The 13,657-nt window shown below is 63.2% G+C and carries 10 protein-coding genes; all 10 read left to right on the top strand.

Features of this window, described 5'->3' with window-relative positions; all coding sequences use genetic code 11:
- Positions 1-94 precede the first annotated feature (94 nt).
- Positions 95-1,306 carry a glutathione-independent formaldehyde dehydrogenase gene (locus SPHME3_RS0100390; RefSeq protein ID WP_020486678.1) on the top strand — a complete coding sequence of 404 codons (1,212 nt, stop codon included), beginning with the start codon at positions 95-97 and terminating at the stop codon, positions 1,304-1,306.
- A 344-nt stretch (positions 1,307-1,650) separates the two neighbouring features.
- The gene (locus SPHME3_RS0100385) at positions 1,651-2,760 is read left to right on the top strand and encodes an S-(hydroxymethyl)glutathione dehydrogenase/class III alcohol dehydrogenase (protein WP_017980840.1); all 1,110 of its coding nucleotides are present in this window, start codon (positions 1,651-1,653) and stop codon (positions 2,758-2,760) included.
- A gap of 51 nt (positions 2,761-2,811) precedes the next feature.
- On the top strand, positions 2,812-3,210 hold the full coding sequence (locus SPHME3_RS0100380) for a VOC family protein (protein ID WP_017980841.1): 399 nt from the start codon (positions 2,812-2,814) through the stop codon (positions 3,208-3,210).
- A 147-nt stretch (positions 3,211-3,357) separates the two neighbouring features.
- Positions 3,358-4,188 carry an S-formylglutathione hydrolase gene (gene fghA, locus SPHME3_RS0100375; protein ID WP_017980842.1) on the top strand — a complete coding sequence of 277 codons (831 nt, stop codon included), beginning with the start codon at positions 3,358-3,360 and terminating at the stop codon, positions 4,186-4,188.
- A complete protein-coding gene (locus tag SPHME3_RS0100370; protein WP_017980843.1) occupies positions 4,185-5,540 on the top strand; it encodes an NAD(P)/FAD-dependent oxidoreductase in 1,356 nt (451 codons plus the stop codon). The genes fghA and SPHME3_RS0100370 overlap by 4 nt, the downstream gene beginning before the upstream one ends.
- Positions 5,537-6,859: a DUF3422 family protein gene (locus SPHME3_RS0100365; protein ID WP_021233328.1), complete on the top strand. Its 1,323-nt coding sequence runs from the start codon at positions 5,537-5,539 to the stop codon at positions 6,857-6,859. The genes SPHME3_RS0100370 and SPHME3_RS0100365 overlap by 4 nt, the downstream gene beginning before the upstream one ends.
- Before the next feature lie 62 nt (positions 6,860-6,921).
- Entirely contained in the window at positions 6,922-8,898 is a 1,977-nt protein-coding gene (uvrB, locus tag SPHME3_RS0100360) for an excinuclease ABC subunit UvrB (protein WP_017980845.1), read from the top strand.
- Between the two features lie 283 nt (positions 8,899-9,181).
- On the top strand, positions 9,182-11,575 hold the full coding sequence (locus tag SPHME3_RS21485; RefSeq protein WP_269146960.1) for an excinuclease ABC subunit UvrA: 2,394 nt from the start codon (positions 9,182-9,184) through the stop codon (positions 11,573-11,575).
- A gap of 144 nt (positions 11,576-11,719) precedes the next feature.
- Complete coding sequence (locus SPHME3_RS0100350; RefSeq protein ID WP_026151879.1) at positions 11,720-12,805, top strand: Dyp-type peroxidase; 1,086 nt, start codon at positions 11,720-11,722, stop codon at positions 12,803-12,805.
- The gene (locus SPHME3_RS0100345; protein WP_017980848.1) at positions 12,798-13,619 is read left to right on the top strand and encodes a family 1 encapsulin nanocompartment shell protein; all 822 of its coding nucleotides are present in this window, start codon (positions 12,798-12,800) and stop codon (positions 13,617-13,619) included. The genes SPHME3_RS0100350 and SPHME3_RS0100345 overlap by 8 nt, the downstream gene beginning before the upstream one ends.
- Positions 13,620-13,657 lie beyond the last annotated feature (38 nt).

Here is a 13,657-nt window from a genome sequence, read left to right as displayed (position 1 = left end):
TGCGCTGAATTAATTCGGTGCGGCATGTTGATCCGTGTCAAGTCCTACTCTCGTCAATACTTGGGGGGGCGTGAAAAAACGCAGGAGATATCTGATGGCTACAGGCAACCGGATCGTAACCTTCGAGAAACCGATGGAAATGAAGGTCAACACCTTCAAATTCCCGGAGCTGATTACTCCACAGGGCAAAAAAGCTCCCCACGGCGCCATTCTCAAGATCGTCACCACGAACATCTGCGGCAGCGACCTTCACATCTACCGAGGTTCGTTTGAAGTCCCCAAGGGGATGACGATGGGCCACGAAATGACCGGCGAGGTGATCGAGGTCGGCTCCGACGTCGAATATATCAAGGTCGGCGATATCGTGTCCGTTCCCTTTAACGTCGGCTGCGGACGCTGCTACAACTGCAAGCACATGCGCTCGGACGTGTGCGAGCACACCAACCCCGAAGTCGACTGCGGCGCCTATGGCTTTAACCTGGGTGGATGGACCGGGGGGCAGGGGGATTACCTGTTCGTGCCCTATGCAGACTTCAATCTGCTGGCTTTCCCCGACAAGGACGCGGCCATGGCGAAGATCCGTGATCTGACGCTCCTTTCGGACGTGTTGCCGACCGCGTTCCACGGGTTCGCCGCTCCCGACTGGCCGGCGCAACCGGCCTATATCGTCGGCGAGAATGTGCTGATCTTCGGCGCGGGGCCTGTCGGCCGCGCGGGCGCCGCCTGTGCGAAGCTCCTCGGTGCCGGCGCCATCATCGTCGCCGACTTCATTCAGGAGCGGCTCGATCTGCTCAAGCCGCACGGCGTCGAGACCATCAACCTGTCGGACGGCATTCCGATCGAAGATCATCTGGAGCGGATCACCGGCAAGCGCGAGGCCGATCGCGTCATCGACTATGTGGGCCTCGACTGTCGCGGGTTCGGGGCGGAGTCCGACCAGATCGTCGAGAACGCCGTCACCAACGCCCTGCTGAAATATGTCCGCTTCGGCGGGATGACCAGCACGGTCGGCGTATATTGCCCCAATCCGATCTCCAAGAATCGGGACAACAAGAAGGGCAGCATGGAAGTCGATTGGGCCAGTGGCTGGATCAAGTCGCCGCGGATGTCGGCAGGCCAGTCGCCGACGGCCAATTACAACCACGCCCTCATGCGGGCCATCCTGAACGATCGGATGCCCTATCTGACTCCGATGATGAACACGAAGATCATCAAGCTGGAGGACGCGCCGGCGGCCTACAAGGAGTTCGATGACGGATCGGCGTTCAAGTACGTCATCGATCCGCACGGCTCTGTGGCGGCCTGACCATCTAACCCGGAATGCCCCCCGGTCATGTCGGGGGGCATTCTGAGCCGTTGGGGGCGGACTGCTTGCCGCACGCACACCCCCTTCCGGCTTGTCGATCTAACACCCCCCCGGATCGGCAAGCCGCCCCCTTCTGGAACGCAGCATCAGCCATGGCGCTGCGCTTTTCCGAAGCCGTAACGCCCTGTCGGGCGCTTTCACCACCCTCAGACATTATCCCTCTTGCATACTGGCTAGGAGTATCTTATACATACTCCCAGCCAGTATGCTTGGCTCCGAATCGAGATATCGAAACGGGGACTCGCAACCGGCGGTCCGGTTCTAGAAAAGAGGGAGATCCAAACATGAAATCTCGCGCCGCCGTAGCCTTCGAGGCAGGCAAGCCGCTCGAAATCGTCGAGATCGATGTCGCACCGCCCCAGAAAGGTGAAGTGCTCATCAAAGTCACGCATACCGGGGTATGCCACACCGACGCTTTCACGCTGTCCGGCAACGATCCGGAGGGCATTTTCCCGGTCGTTCTCGGCCATGAGGGCGCGGGCATCGTCGTCGAGGTCGGCGAGGGCGTCACCAGCGTCAAGCCGGGCGATCACGTCATTCCGCTCTACACCGCCGAGTGCGGCAAGTGCGAGTTCTGCCTGTCCGGCAAGACCAACCTGTGCGTCGCGGTTCGCGAAACGCAGGGCAAGGGCCTGATGCCCGACGGCACCACGCGCTTCTCCTACAACGGCCAGCCCCTCTATCACTATATGGGCTGCTCGACGTTCAGCGAATACACCGTCGTCGCCGAAGTCTCGCTCGCCAAGATCAACCCCGAAGCGAACCCCGAGCATGTCTGCCTTCTGGGCTGCGGCGTCACCACCGGCATCGGCGCGGTCCACAACACCGCCAAGGTGCAGCCGGGTGACTCGGTTGCCGTGTTCGGTCTGGGCGGCATCGGTCTCGCCGCGATCCAGGGCGCGCGTCAGGCCAAGGCAGGACGCATCATCGCGATCGACACCAACCCGACGAAGTTCGAGCTGGCGCGTCAGTTCGGCGCGACCGACTGCATCAACCCCAAGGACTATGACAAGCCGATCCAGCAAGTGCTGATCGAGATGACCGGGTGGGGCATCGACCACACGTTCGAGTGCATCGGTAACGTCCATGTCATGCGGGCCGCGCTGGAATCCGCGCATCGTGGCTGGGGCCAGTCGATCGTCATCGGCGTCGCTGGCGCGGGCCAGGAAATCTCCACCCGTCCGTTCCAGCTCGTCACGGGCCGGGTCTGGAAGGGGTCGGCCTTTGGCGGTGTCAAGGGACGGACCCAGCTTCCCGGCATGGTCGAGGACGCCATGAAGGGTGAAATCGATCTGGCGCCCTTCGTCACCCACACCATGGGTCTCGATGAGATCAACGAAGCCTTCGATCTGATGCACGAAGGCAAGTCGATCCGCACCGTGATCCACTACTGATCCCTCAACTCTAACCTTCAATTTCAATAGTTAACCTCAAGGAAGAATATCATGGCTGATCCCGTTATCTCCGGCAACGGCGTGTTCTCGCACGTCTTCATCGGCGCGGCCGATGTCGAGCAGTCGGCAGCGTTCTACGACGCCGCTCTGGGCGCCCTGGGCGTCAAGAACCTCGGCCCCTTCGGCAATGGTTGGGTGCTCTACGGCCGCGAAAAGCCTGCTTTCATCATTGCCCGTCCCGGCAATGGCGAAGCGCCCTCCAGCAACGGCGTGACGGTCGGCTTCGCCGCCGCGACGCCCGCCGAAGTGGACGCTTTCCACGCGGCCGGCCTCGCCGCTGGTGGCACCGACGAGGGCCAGCCCGGCCCGCGGGGCCACCTGCCGGGTGCCTATGCGGCCTATCTGCGCGATCCGGCGGGCAACAAGGTCTGCTCGTACACCTTCATCTAAAGCCGGAAGGTGAGGGCGATACCGGCAACCCTATGACTGGCTGTCGCCGGCGCTGGAACAGGCGCCGGCGCTTCCCCCCGCACCACAGCCAGGAAAAGGGCGCCTATCACCACACCGTCCACCAACCGTCGAAGCAAGGAAACAAAAATGGAACGTGTCGAACATCACGCCAGCTTCGGCGGTTGGCAGGACGTCTATCAGCATGACTCGATCAGCCTGGGTTGCCCGATGAAGGTCGGCGTCTATCTGCCTCCCCAGGTGAAGGACGGTCGCGTGCCGGTGCTGTATTGGCTGTCCGGCCTGACTTGCACCGAACAGAATTTCATTACGAAGGCTGTCGCGCAGCGTTTCGCTGCCGAGCACGGGATCATCCTCGTCGCGCCGGACACGAGCCCGCGAGGCGAAGGCGTGGCCGACGATCCCAGCTATGATCTGGGACAGGGCGCCGGCTTCTACGTCAACGCGACTGAGGAACCTTGGGCTGCCCACTACCGCATGTACGATTATGTCGTCGAGGAATTGCCGGCGCTGATCGAAGCCACATTTCCGGCCGATGATCGCCGGGCGATTGCCGGTCATTCGATGGGCGGGCACGGCGCACTCGTTGCCGCTCTGCGCAATCCGGGGCGCTATCGCAGCGTATCGGCCTTTTCGCCGATCGTCGCGCCGAGCCAGGTGCCTTGGGGCGAGCGCGCTCTGACGGCCTATCTCGGAGACGATCGCGCCGGGTGGAAGCATTACGACACCATCGAACTCATCAAGTCCGCCAGCGAGCGCCTGCCGTTGCTCGTCGATCAGGGCATGGATGATGAGTTTCTGGATCGCGAGCTGCGCCCGGATCTGCTGAAGGCGGCCTGCGAGGCTGCGGGGCACCCGCTGATCCTCAACCTGCGACCCGGCTACGATCACAGCTATTATTTCATCGCTAGCTTCATCGGCGAGCATATCGGCCATCATGCCAAGGCGCTGTTCCAATGAGCGCGGCGGCATCCTCGGCCATGCGCGAAATCGCGTCCAGCAATGACCCCGCCTCCGGTCGCCATCGCGTGGTGGTCGTGGGCGCGGGCTTCGGCGGCCTCGAAACCGTCCAGCGGCTCGCGGGGAGCGGCGTTGACATCACCCTTGTCGATCGCCGCAACCACCATCTTTTTCAGCCGCTGCTCTATCAGGTCGCGGGCGCGTCGCTGTCGCCATCGGAGATCGCCTGGCCGATCCGCTCGCTCTTCGCCAAGCGCAAGGACGTTCGGACTCTGCTCGGTGAGGTCGAAGGCGTGGACACGGGCAACCGGCGCGTCGTTCTCGAAGACGGCTCGACGCTTGGCTATGACACACTCGTCATCGCGACGGGCGCGCGGCATTCCTATTTCGGGCATGACCAATGGGAGCCTTATGCTCCGGGCCTCAAATCGCTCGAAGATGCGACCACCATTCGCCGGCGCCTTCTCGTCGCGTTCGAAGAAGCCGAGCGCGAGAGCGATCCCGCGCGCCGTGCGGCCTTGCAGACCTTCGTTATCATCGGCGGCGGGCCTACCGGCGTCGAACTGGCCGGCACGATCGCGGAGCTTGCCCGTCTGACACTGGTGCGCGATTTCCGGTCGATCGATCCGCGCGCGACGCGGGTGGTGCTGGTCGAAGCCGGGCAGCGGCTCCTGCAGGTCTTCCCGGAAGATCTGTCGGCCTATACCGCTCAGGCGCTTGAAAAGCTCGGTGTCGAAATCAAGCTCGGCAAGCCGGTCACGGAATGTTCCGAGCATGGGGTCGTGGTCGACGGTGTGCCTATTCCCGCTGAAACGATTTTGTGGGCAGCAGGCGTTCAGGCCTCGCCCGCCGCGCGCTGGCTGAACGCTGAAGCCGATCGCGCGGGCCGCGTGGTCGTCGGGCCGGACCTGACAGTGCCAGGACACCCCGACATTTTCGTGATCGGCGATACCGCAGCCTCGAACGGGTATGACGGCAAGCCGGTGCCCGGTCTCGCGCCGGCTGCAAAGCAGGCCGGACAATATGTGGCCCGGCTGATCCGCCAGCGCTTTAAGGGGCAGAATGCTTCGGAACCGTTCCGTTACCGGCATCAAGGCAATCTGGCGACGATCGGCCGCAGCCTTGCGGTCGTCGATATGGGCGGGTTCAAATTGCGCGGTGTTCTGGCGTGGTGGATGTGGAAACTGATCCACATCTACTTCCTGATCGGGACGCAAAATCGGATGAGTGTTGCACTAAGCTGGATGTGGACCCACGGCATAGGATATCGTGGCTCGCGTCTGATTACTTACAGCGATCTCGCTCAGCACGATGCCGGGCAGGACCATGACAAGGGGAGGGAAGGCGATTGAGTGAAGAGGGCAGCGCCGAGAACAGCGGTTCAACTGTCTATGGAATGCCCACCTATGAGAATAGGCGGGTTGCCATCGACGAGGTTCATGCGCGCCCTTATTTGCTGATAGATGCGCCGCGTGCCCTGGTGCAGCTCGCCTTCATGAACGAGGGCAATCTGACGAAGGACAAGGCGACCCTCGCGGAAATATCGAGCCGGATGGGCGCCCCGCTGCCGGATCAGGACACACCTCTTCATGGCCTGACCTGGGATCAGGGTAAATTGCACTGTGAGAAGCACACCGAGTTCTCGACCTACTTGTGGAGTGCGCCCCTCGATCCGGGCACCGGGGAGCTGGCGGGTGAAGATCCGTTCAAGCACGGCTTTACGCCGCCCGGGCCGGTCATTTGCGGCGTCCGCCTGGACGTTGTTACGTGGACCGAAGAGACCGCGACCTATATCGATCGCTTCGACCCGATCAGCCGGTGTCATTCGCTCGTCGAGGATGGCATGGCCGATATCGTCACCGATTTCCGTCAGGACGCCGATGGGCTAACCCGCATCCTCATCCTCGATCGCGGTTTGACGCCGATCCGGCTTGGCGCGCTGGCACAGCGGCTCCTCGAAATCGAGACCTATCGGACGCTGGCCCTGCTCGGCATCCCACTGACCCAATCGCTGGGGCCGCATCTGCGCAGCATAGAGAAGCGCCTTGCCGCCATCACCAACGAGATGCGCAAATCTGCACGCCGCGACAGCGAGGGGCTACTTTCCCGGCTGACCGACCTTTCGGCCGAGCTGGAGGCGGACACGGCGTCCAGCCTCTACCGCTTCGGTGCGAGCCGTGCCTATTATGAAATCGTCGAGGAGCGGCTTGCAGCGCTCGGCGAAACCTTCGTCCCGGGCTGCTATCGCTGGCGCAACTTCCTCCATCGCAGGATCGCGCCCGCCATGCGGACCTGTCGCGTGATCGAGGAACGGCAAGCCAATCTCTCCGACAAGCTGGCGCGCGCGACCACGCTGCTGCGGTCGTGGATCGATGTGCAACTCGAACGCCAGAACAGCGATCTGCTGGCCTCGATGGACAATCGGGCGAAGCTGCAATTGCAGCTTCAACAGACCGTGGAAGGCCTGTCTGTCGCGGCGATCTCCTATTATGTGATCGGCCTGCTCTCCTATCTCATCAAGGGCATACCGGGGATTCACGACATGGTGGCGCCCGAGCTGGTGATCGCCGCTCTGGTTCCCCTTGCCGTCCTTGGTGTCTGGTGGACCGTTCGACAGATCAGGAACGCGCACAGCGACCATGGACCGCCGCCCGCAAAAAAGCAGATATGATCCCTTTATCGCCTCCGTGCGTCTAGCGCGCGCCGGGGGCGAAACCGGCAGGAGGATTTCCAGTGTCGACCGATGTTTTCATACTGCACTCGCAATACACGCCGGCAGGCGATCAGCCCGAAGCGATCGCGCGCCTGATCGCCGGCGTCGAAGAGGGGGCACATCACCAGACCCTCAAGGGCATCACGGGCTCGGGCAAGACCTTCACGATGGCGAACATCATCCATCGTCTGAAGCGCCCCACCTTGATCCTTGCCCCCAACAAGACGCTGACATCGCAGCTCTATGACGAGATGCGGCGATTTTTCCCTGAAAACGCCGTGGAGTATTTCGTCTCCTATTACGACTATTTCCAACCGGAAGTGTATCTGCCGGGCCGCGATGAGTTCATTCCGAAGGATTCCTCGATCAACGAGCATCTGGAACGGTTGCGCCTGTCGACGACAAAATCGCTGATCGAGCGCCGCGATACGATCGTCGTCGCCTCGGTATCGTCGATCTACGGCATGGGCGATCCCGACAATTATCGCGCGCTCCAGGTTCCGCTGACCGAGGGCGCGCGGTTGGGACAGGAAGAGCTTTTCCGCAGCCTGGCGCGCCTGCAATATGATCGGGCCGAGCATAAGCTGAAGCGCGGCACTTATCGCGCTGATGGCGACGCTGTTGAGATTTACCCGGCGGATTCGGAATATAAGGCGCTGCGCGTCGGTTTGGCAAACGGCGTGATCGCGTCGCTCCAATGGTTCGATGCGGCGACCGGCAAGCCGATGGAAAGCGCCGATCACTATCTTGTCTCGCCCAAGACTGTTCTGGCGGCGACCGCAGATCAGGCCCGCAAGGCCGCCACGGCGATCCTCGAAGAGTTGGAAACGCAGGTCGAACGGCTGACCAGCGAAAACCGCCTGACGGAAGCGGCGCGCCTCTATGATCGCATCACCAACGATGCCGAGATGTTGCGCGAGGTCGGATATTGCTCGGGCATGGAAAATTACGCCTGCTATCTGAGCGGTCGTGACCCTGCGCTCCCGCCCATAACCCTGCTCGACTATCTGCCCAAGGACGGGCTGCTGTTCGTCGACGAATCGCATGTGATGATCCCACAGATCTCGGCGATGTTCCGGGGCGACCAGGCCCGCAAGGATACGCTGATCGATTATGGCTTCCGCCTGCCGTCTTCGAAGGACAGCCACCCCCTGAGCTTCCACGAGTTCGAACAGGTCAAGCCGCAGACGATCTTCGTGTCCGCCACCCCCGGCGCTTATGAGGTAAAGGCCTCGCAAGGCAGGGTGGTTGAACAGATCGTGCGGCCGACCGGCCTGCTCGATCCGAAGGTGGAAGTCCGCCCGTCCCAAGGCGCGCGTGACGATTTGCTACGCGAGATCGCGCAGCGCACGCAGCGCGATGAGCGCGTGCTGGTTACGACGCTGACCAAGGTTGCGACCGAGGAGCTGCACGCTTTCCTCGAAAGCGAAGGCATTCGCGCGCGTTACATGCACTCTGACATCAAGGTCGAGGATAGGGTCGCGATCATCGAGGGCCTGCGCGTGGGCGAGTTCGACGTGCTGATCGGGATCAGTTTGCTGCGCGAAGGGCTCGACATCCCAGAAGCGTCGCTGATTGCGATCTTCGATGCAGACCGCGCGGGCTTCCTGCGCTCGGCCCAGGCGCTGATCCAGATGATCGGCCGCGTCGCGCGCAATGTGAACGGCACCGCTGTCCTCTACGCCGATATGGTGACGCCGGCGATGCGGGCCGCGATCGATGAGACCGAGAGCCGGCGACAGCGCCAGATCGCCTTCAACGAGGAGAACGACGTCACACCGCTCTCGTCGGTTCGCGGCCTGGCGTCGGCGCAGCCCTACGGGCAAGAGCCGTCGGTCCATTCGGAAGCCTTCTGCGAGAACCTGTACGAGCTTTGCGACCGGATCACGGAGAAGGAACAGGCGCTGCTCGCGGCGGTGGATCACGGCCAAGAGGATCGGGCCGAGACGATCCGGGGCGAGCTGGACGGCCTCTACCGTCAGTTCATTTATCTGTGACGCGCCGGGTGAAAGTGACCGAATGAGCAAGGATCAGGAGCCTCAAACCACCCCCGGCAAGGAACGCGCGCCGCGATCCGGCTTCGTACAAGTGCGCGGCGCGCGGCAGAACAACCTCAAGAATGTTGATGTGGACGTTCCGCGCGATGCCTTCGTGGTGTTCACCGGCATATCGGGATCGGGCAAGTCGAGCCTCGCCTTCGGCACCCTCTATGCCGAGGCACAGCGCCGCTATCTGGAATCGGTCGCGCCCTACGCCCGCCGCCTGATCGATCAGGCCGGCGTGCCGGAGGTTGACGCCATCGACGGGTTGCCGCCCGCGGTCGCGTTGCAGCAGCAGCGCGGCTCGGCCAATGCGCGGTCTTCGGTTGGCAGCGTGACGACGCTCTCCAGCCTGGTGCGGATGCTCTATTCGCGCGTCGGAGAATATCCGCGCAATCAGCCGATGCTCTATGCGGAGGACTTCTCCCCCAACACCGTGGCCGGGGCCTGCCCGACCTGCCACGGCATCGGGCGCGTCTATGACGCGACCGAAGAGACGATGGTGCCCGACGACAGTCTCACCATTCGCGATCGGGCGATCGCGGCATGGCCGCCGGCGTGGCACGGCCAGAACCTGCGCGATATCCTTGTGTCGCTCGGCTATGATGTCGACACGCCATGGCGCGATCTTCCGAAGAAGGATCGTGACTGGATACTCTTCACCGACGAGACGCCGACGGTGCCGGTCTATGCGGGTCTGACGCCCGAACAGACGCGCGTTGCCCTCAAGCGTCGTATGGAGCCGAGCTATCAGGGCACCTTCACCGGCGCCCGTCGCTACGTGCTGGAGACCTTCGCCAACACCAAAAGCGCGCTGATGAAGAAGCGTGTCTCGCAATATATCATCGGCCGCGATTGCCCGACCTGCGACGGCAAGCGCCTGAAGCGCGAGGCCCTGTCGGTGAAGTTTGCCGGCCTGGACATCGCCGAGTTTGGCGACCTGACGGTGCTGAAGCTCCGGGACTTGCTCACGCCCGTCGCCCATGGCGAGTATGGTAGCGCCTCGACGACCCTGAAGGGCCATGTTCTCGGCAAGGCGGCCCGCGATGCGGCGGTTGAACGTAGGGTCGCGGCGGGAGGCTCGGCACACAAGGCAGCGCCTGACGTGCGCCGCACGCCCAATCTTTCCGATGAGAAGCGGGTCGCCGCGCAGCGTCTCGCATCCGAGCTGCTCGAACGGCTAGGCCCGCTGATCGACCTTGGCCTTGGCTACATCTCGCTCGACCGCAGCACGCCGACGCTTTCCTCCGGCGAGCTGCAACGCCTGCGCCTTGCCACTCAATTGTCGTCACAGCTTTTCGGCGTGGTCTATGTGCTGGACGAGCCATCGGCGGGGCTGCACCCGGCAGACGGCGAAGCGTTGCTGACCATCCTTGAGCGGCTGAAGGCGGCGGGCAACTCGCTGTTCGTTGTCGAGCATGATCTTGACGTGATCCGCCATGCCGAATGGCTGGTCGATGTGGGGCCAGGTGCCGGCGAAAAGGGCGGCGAAGTGCTCTACAGCGGCCCGATCGCAGGGCTTGCCGGCGTCGAGGCGTCGATCACCCGTCGCTATCTGTTCGCAGAACCTGACGCCCATGACCGGACCCCGCGCGAAGCAAAAGCATGGCTCCGTCTTGAAGGTGTGACCCGCAACAATCTTCACGGGCTCGACGTCGCGCTACCGATTGGCTGCTTCACCGCCGTCACCGGGGTTTCAGGATCGGGCAAGTCCAGTCTTGTCAGCCAGGCACTTCCGGAGCTTGTGACGGAACAACTCGGCGGCACGCCGGCTGCCGAGGAGGAGGATACCGATCCGCTGCTCGATGTTGCGCGGGAAGAGACCGAAGGCCGCATCGTTGCGGGCATGGAGCATGTGCGCAGGCTGGTGCGGGTCGATCAGAAGCCGATCGGCCGCACTCCACGCTCGAACCTCTCCACCTACAGCGGCCTGTTCGATCATGTGCGCAAGATCTTCGCGAACACCCCACTGGCGCGCCGGCGCCACTACAGCCCGGGCAGGTTCTCCTTCAACGTCGCACAGGGCCGCTGCCCGGTGTGCGAGGGTGAGGGCTTCGTCATGGTGGAGCTGTTGTTCCTGCCCAGCGTCTATGCGCCCTGCTCGACCTGCCATGGCAGCCGCTACAATCCGCAGACGCTCGAAGTCGAATGGAACGGCCGCAACATCGCCCAGGTGCTTGAGCTGACGGTGGACGAGGCGTGCGACTTCTTCGCGAGCGAACCGTCCGTCATGCGCTCGCTCGATGTGCTGCGGGAGATTGGCCTCGGCTATCTGAGGCTTGGACAGCCGGCGACGGAACTGTCGGGCGGCGAGGCCCAGCGCATCAAGCTCGCGACCGAGCTGCAACGCGCCCAGCGTGGCAACACCATCTACATCCTCGACGAGCCGACTTCGGGGCTTCACCCTTCCGACGCTGATCGGCTGATGCGGCACCTGCAGGGCCTTGTCGATGTCGGCAATACGGTCGTCGTCGTCGAGCATGACATGCGAGCTATTTCACAGGTGGATTGGGTGATCGATCTGGGGCCTGGCGCTGGCGAAGATGGTGGCCGGATCATCGCGAGCGGCGTCCCTCACGATGTTGCCGAAGCGCAAGGCAGCCTGACCGCGCCTTATCTAAAGGCGGCGCTTTAGCCGCTTGGACGCCGGCGACAGGGGGGAGTGGGACTATGGTGAGTCTTGTCGATTGGGGTGTGGCGATCCCGATGATCGAGCACCGGCCATGTCTTGCTGGGATGTGATAGCGATGGTCCTGCCCGACCATTCAGGGAGTTGAACGTGCCTTCTACCGTCTCTCAAGATGTTACCGCTCGTTCCCAGGCCGTCGATGCCCGGCTTACCCGCGCTGCGATCTTTCTGGTCGTCTCGATGGGCGCCGGGGAGAAGCCGGAAGCGGGGGTGCGGGGTCTTTGCGCCATCCTGTCGTCGCTGGTTCGTGGCGTGGGCTTCCGGGCGGCAGACGGCGGACTTTCCTGCATCATGGGGATCGGCTCCGATGCTTGGGACCGGCTATTCGGAGCGCCGCGGCCGAAGGAACTGCATCCGTTCCGGGAAATCCGCGGCGTCCATCATGCGCCTTCGACGCCCGGCGACCTGCTGTTTCACATTCGCGCCGCGCGTCAGGATTTGTGTTTCGAGATGGCGGCGCAGATCGTGAAGCGTCTCGCCGGCTTCGCCTCGGTGACGGACGAGGTGCATGGCTTCCGCTACTTCGACGATCGCGACCTGCTGGGATTTGTCGACGGGACGGAAAACCCCGTCGAGCAGGGAGCCAGAGATGCCACGGTGATCGGGGCGGCGGACGATCCGGTCTTCGCTGGCGGCAGCTATGTGATCGTCCAGAAATACCTCCACGACCTCGACAAGTGGAACGCGATTCCCGTGGAGCAGCAGGAGAAGATCGTAGGGCGCGAGAAGCTGTCGGACATCGAGCTGGACGAGGCGGCCAAGCCGAGCTTCGCGCATAACGTGCTCACCAACATCGAGGAGGACGGCGAGCAACTCCAGATCCTGCGCGATAACATGCCGTTCGGCGATGTTGGTAAGGGCGAGTTCGGCACCTATTTCATCGGTTACGCCCGCTCGCCGACCCGCATCGAGCGGATGCTCGACAATATGTTCATCGGTTTGCCACCCGGCAATTACGATCGCTTGCTCGATGTTAGCCGGGCCGTGACCGGCTCGCTTTATTTCGTGCCGTCGGCTGATTTTCTGGACGAGGTAACGCCGGAGCCAGCCACGGCCGATGGCGATGAGGCGGTAGCCGAGGCGCCCGCATCCACGGCGCCGGCACCGGAGCCCTCGTCAGCATCGGATGGATCGCTGCGCATTGGATCACTCAAAGATGAGGCAGGACATGAATAACCTCCATCGCGAACTCGCCCCCATCTCCGACGCCGCTTGGGCGCAAATCGACCAAGAAGCGACCCGAACTCTCAAGCGCTATCTGGCCGCGCGCCGCGTCGTGGACGTGCCGGAACCGAAGGGGGCCACGCTCGCGGCCGTGGGAACGGGCCACACCAAGCCGATCGATGCGCCCAGCGATGGCGTCCAAGCCGTGCGGCGTGCGGTCAACGCCGTGGTCGAACTGCGCGTGCCCTTCACGCTGACCCGCGCGGCGATCGACGATGTGGAGCGCGGCTCCGAGGATTCGGACTGGCAACCGCTCAAGGAAGCCGCCCGCACGATCGCCTTTGCCGAAAATCGCGCGATCTTTGATGGCTATGCCGCTGCCGATATCGGCGGCATCCGTCCCGGCGCGAGCAACGAGCCGGTGCCGCTGCCCACGGCCGTCGCCGGATATCCCGCCATCGTCGCCCAAGCCGTCGATCGGTTGCGCCTTGCCGGGGTCGAGGGGCCTTATCGACTGGTGCTGGGCGATGATCCGTTCACCGCGATCAGCGGCGGCAGCGAGGAGGGCTATCCGGTGCTCCAGCACATCAATCGTCTGGTGGACGGCGATATCATCTGGGCGCCGGGCATCATGGGCGGCGTCGTCCTGACAACGCGGGGCGGCGATTTCGAACTCGATCTCGGACAGGATTTGTCGATCGGCTATCTCAGCCACACCGCCGAGGCGGTCGAGCTGTACCTGCAAGAGAGCTTCACCTTCCGGCTGTTGACGAGCGAGGCGGCTGTTTCGCTCCCGACAACGGAAGCGTCGGCGCAGCCGGCGTGAAGGCGTTGCCGGTTGCGCCGCCCGCACGCGGGCCGCAG

Source organism: Sphingomonas melonis DAPP-PG 224, assembly GCF_000379045.1.
GTDB classification, from domain to species: Bacteria; Pseudomonadota; Alphaproteobacteria; order Sphingomonadales; family Sphingomonadaceae; genus Sphingomonas; species Sphingomonas aquatilis.
The sequence above is the reverse complement of the archived record's forward strand: the minus strand, read 5'-3'. Positions and strand labels throughout refer to the sequence as shown.

Bases quoted from the DNA above. Each gene is read 5' to 3' on its own strand.
- SPHME3_RS0100345 (WP_017980848.1), top strand. From the start codon at position 12,798: ATGAATAACCTCCATCGCGAACTCGCCCCCATCTCCGACGCCGCTTGG.
- SPHME3_RS0100390 (WP_020486678.1), top strand. From the start codon at position 95: ATGGCTACAGGCAACCGGATCGTAACCTTCGAGAAACCGATGGAAATG.
- fghA (WP_017980842.1), top strand. From the start codon at position 3,358: ATGGAACGTGTCGAACATCACGCCAGCTTCGGCGGTTGGCAGGACGTC.
- SPHME3_RS0100370 (WP_017980843.1), top strand. From the start codon at position 4,185: ATGAGCGCGGCGGCATCCTCGGCCATGCGCGAAATCGCGTCCAGCAAT.
- SPHME3_RS0100385 (WP_017980840.1), top strand. From the start codon at position 1,651: ATGAAATCTCGCGCCGCCGTAGCCTTCGAGGCAGGCAAGCCGCTCGAA.
- SPHME3_RS0100380 (WP_017980841.1), top strand. From the start codon at position 2,812: ATGGCTGATCCCGTTATCTCCGGCAACGGCGTGTTCTCGCACGTCTTC.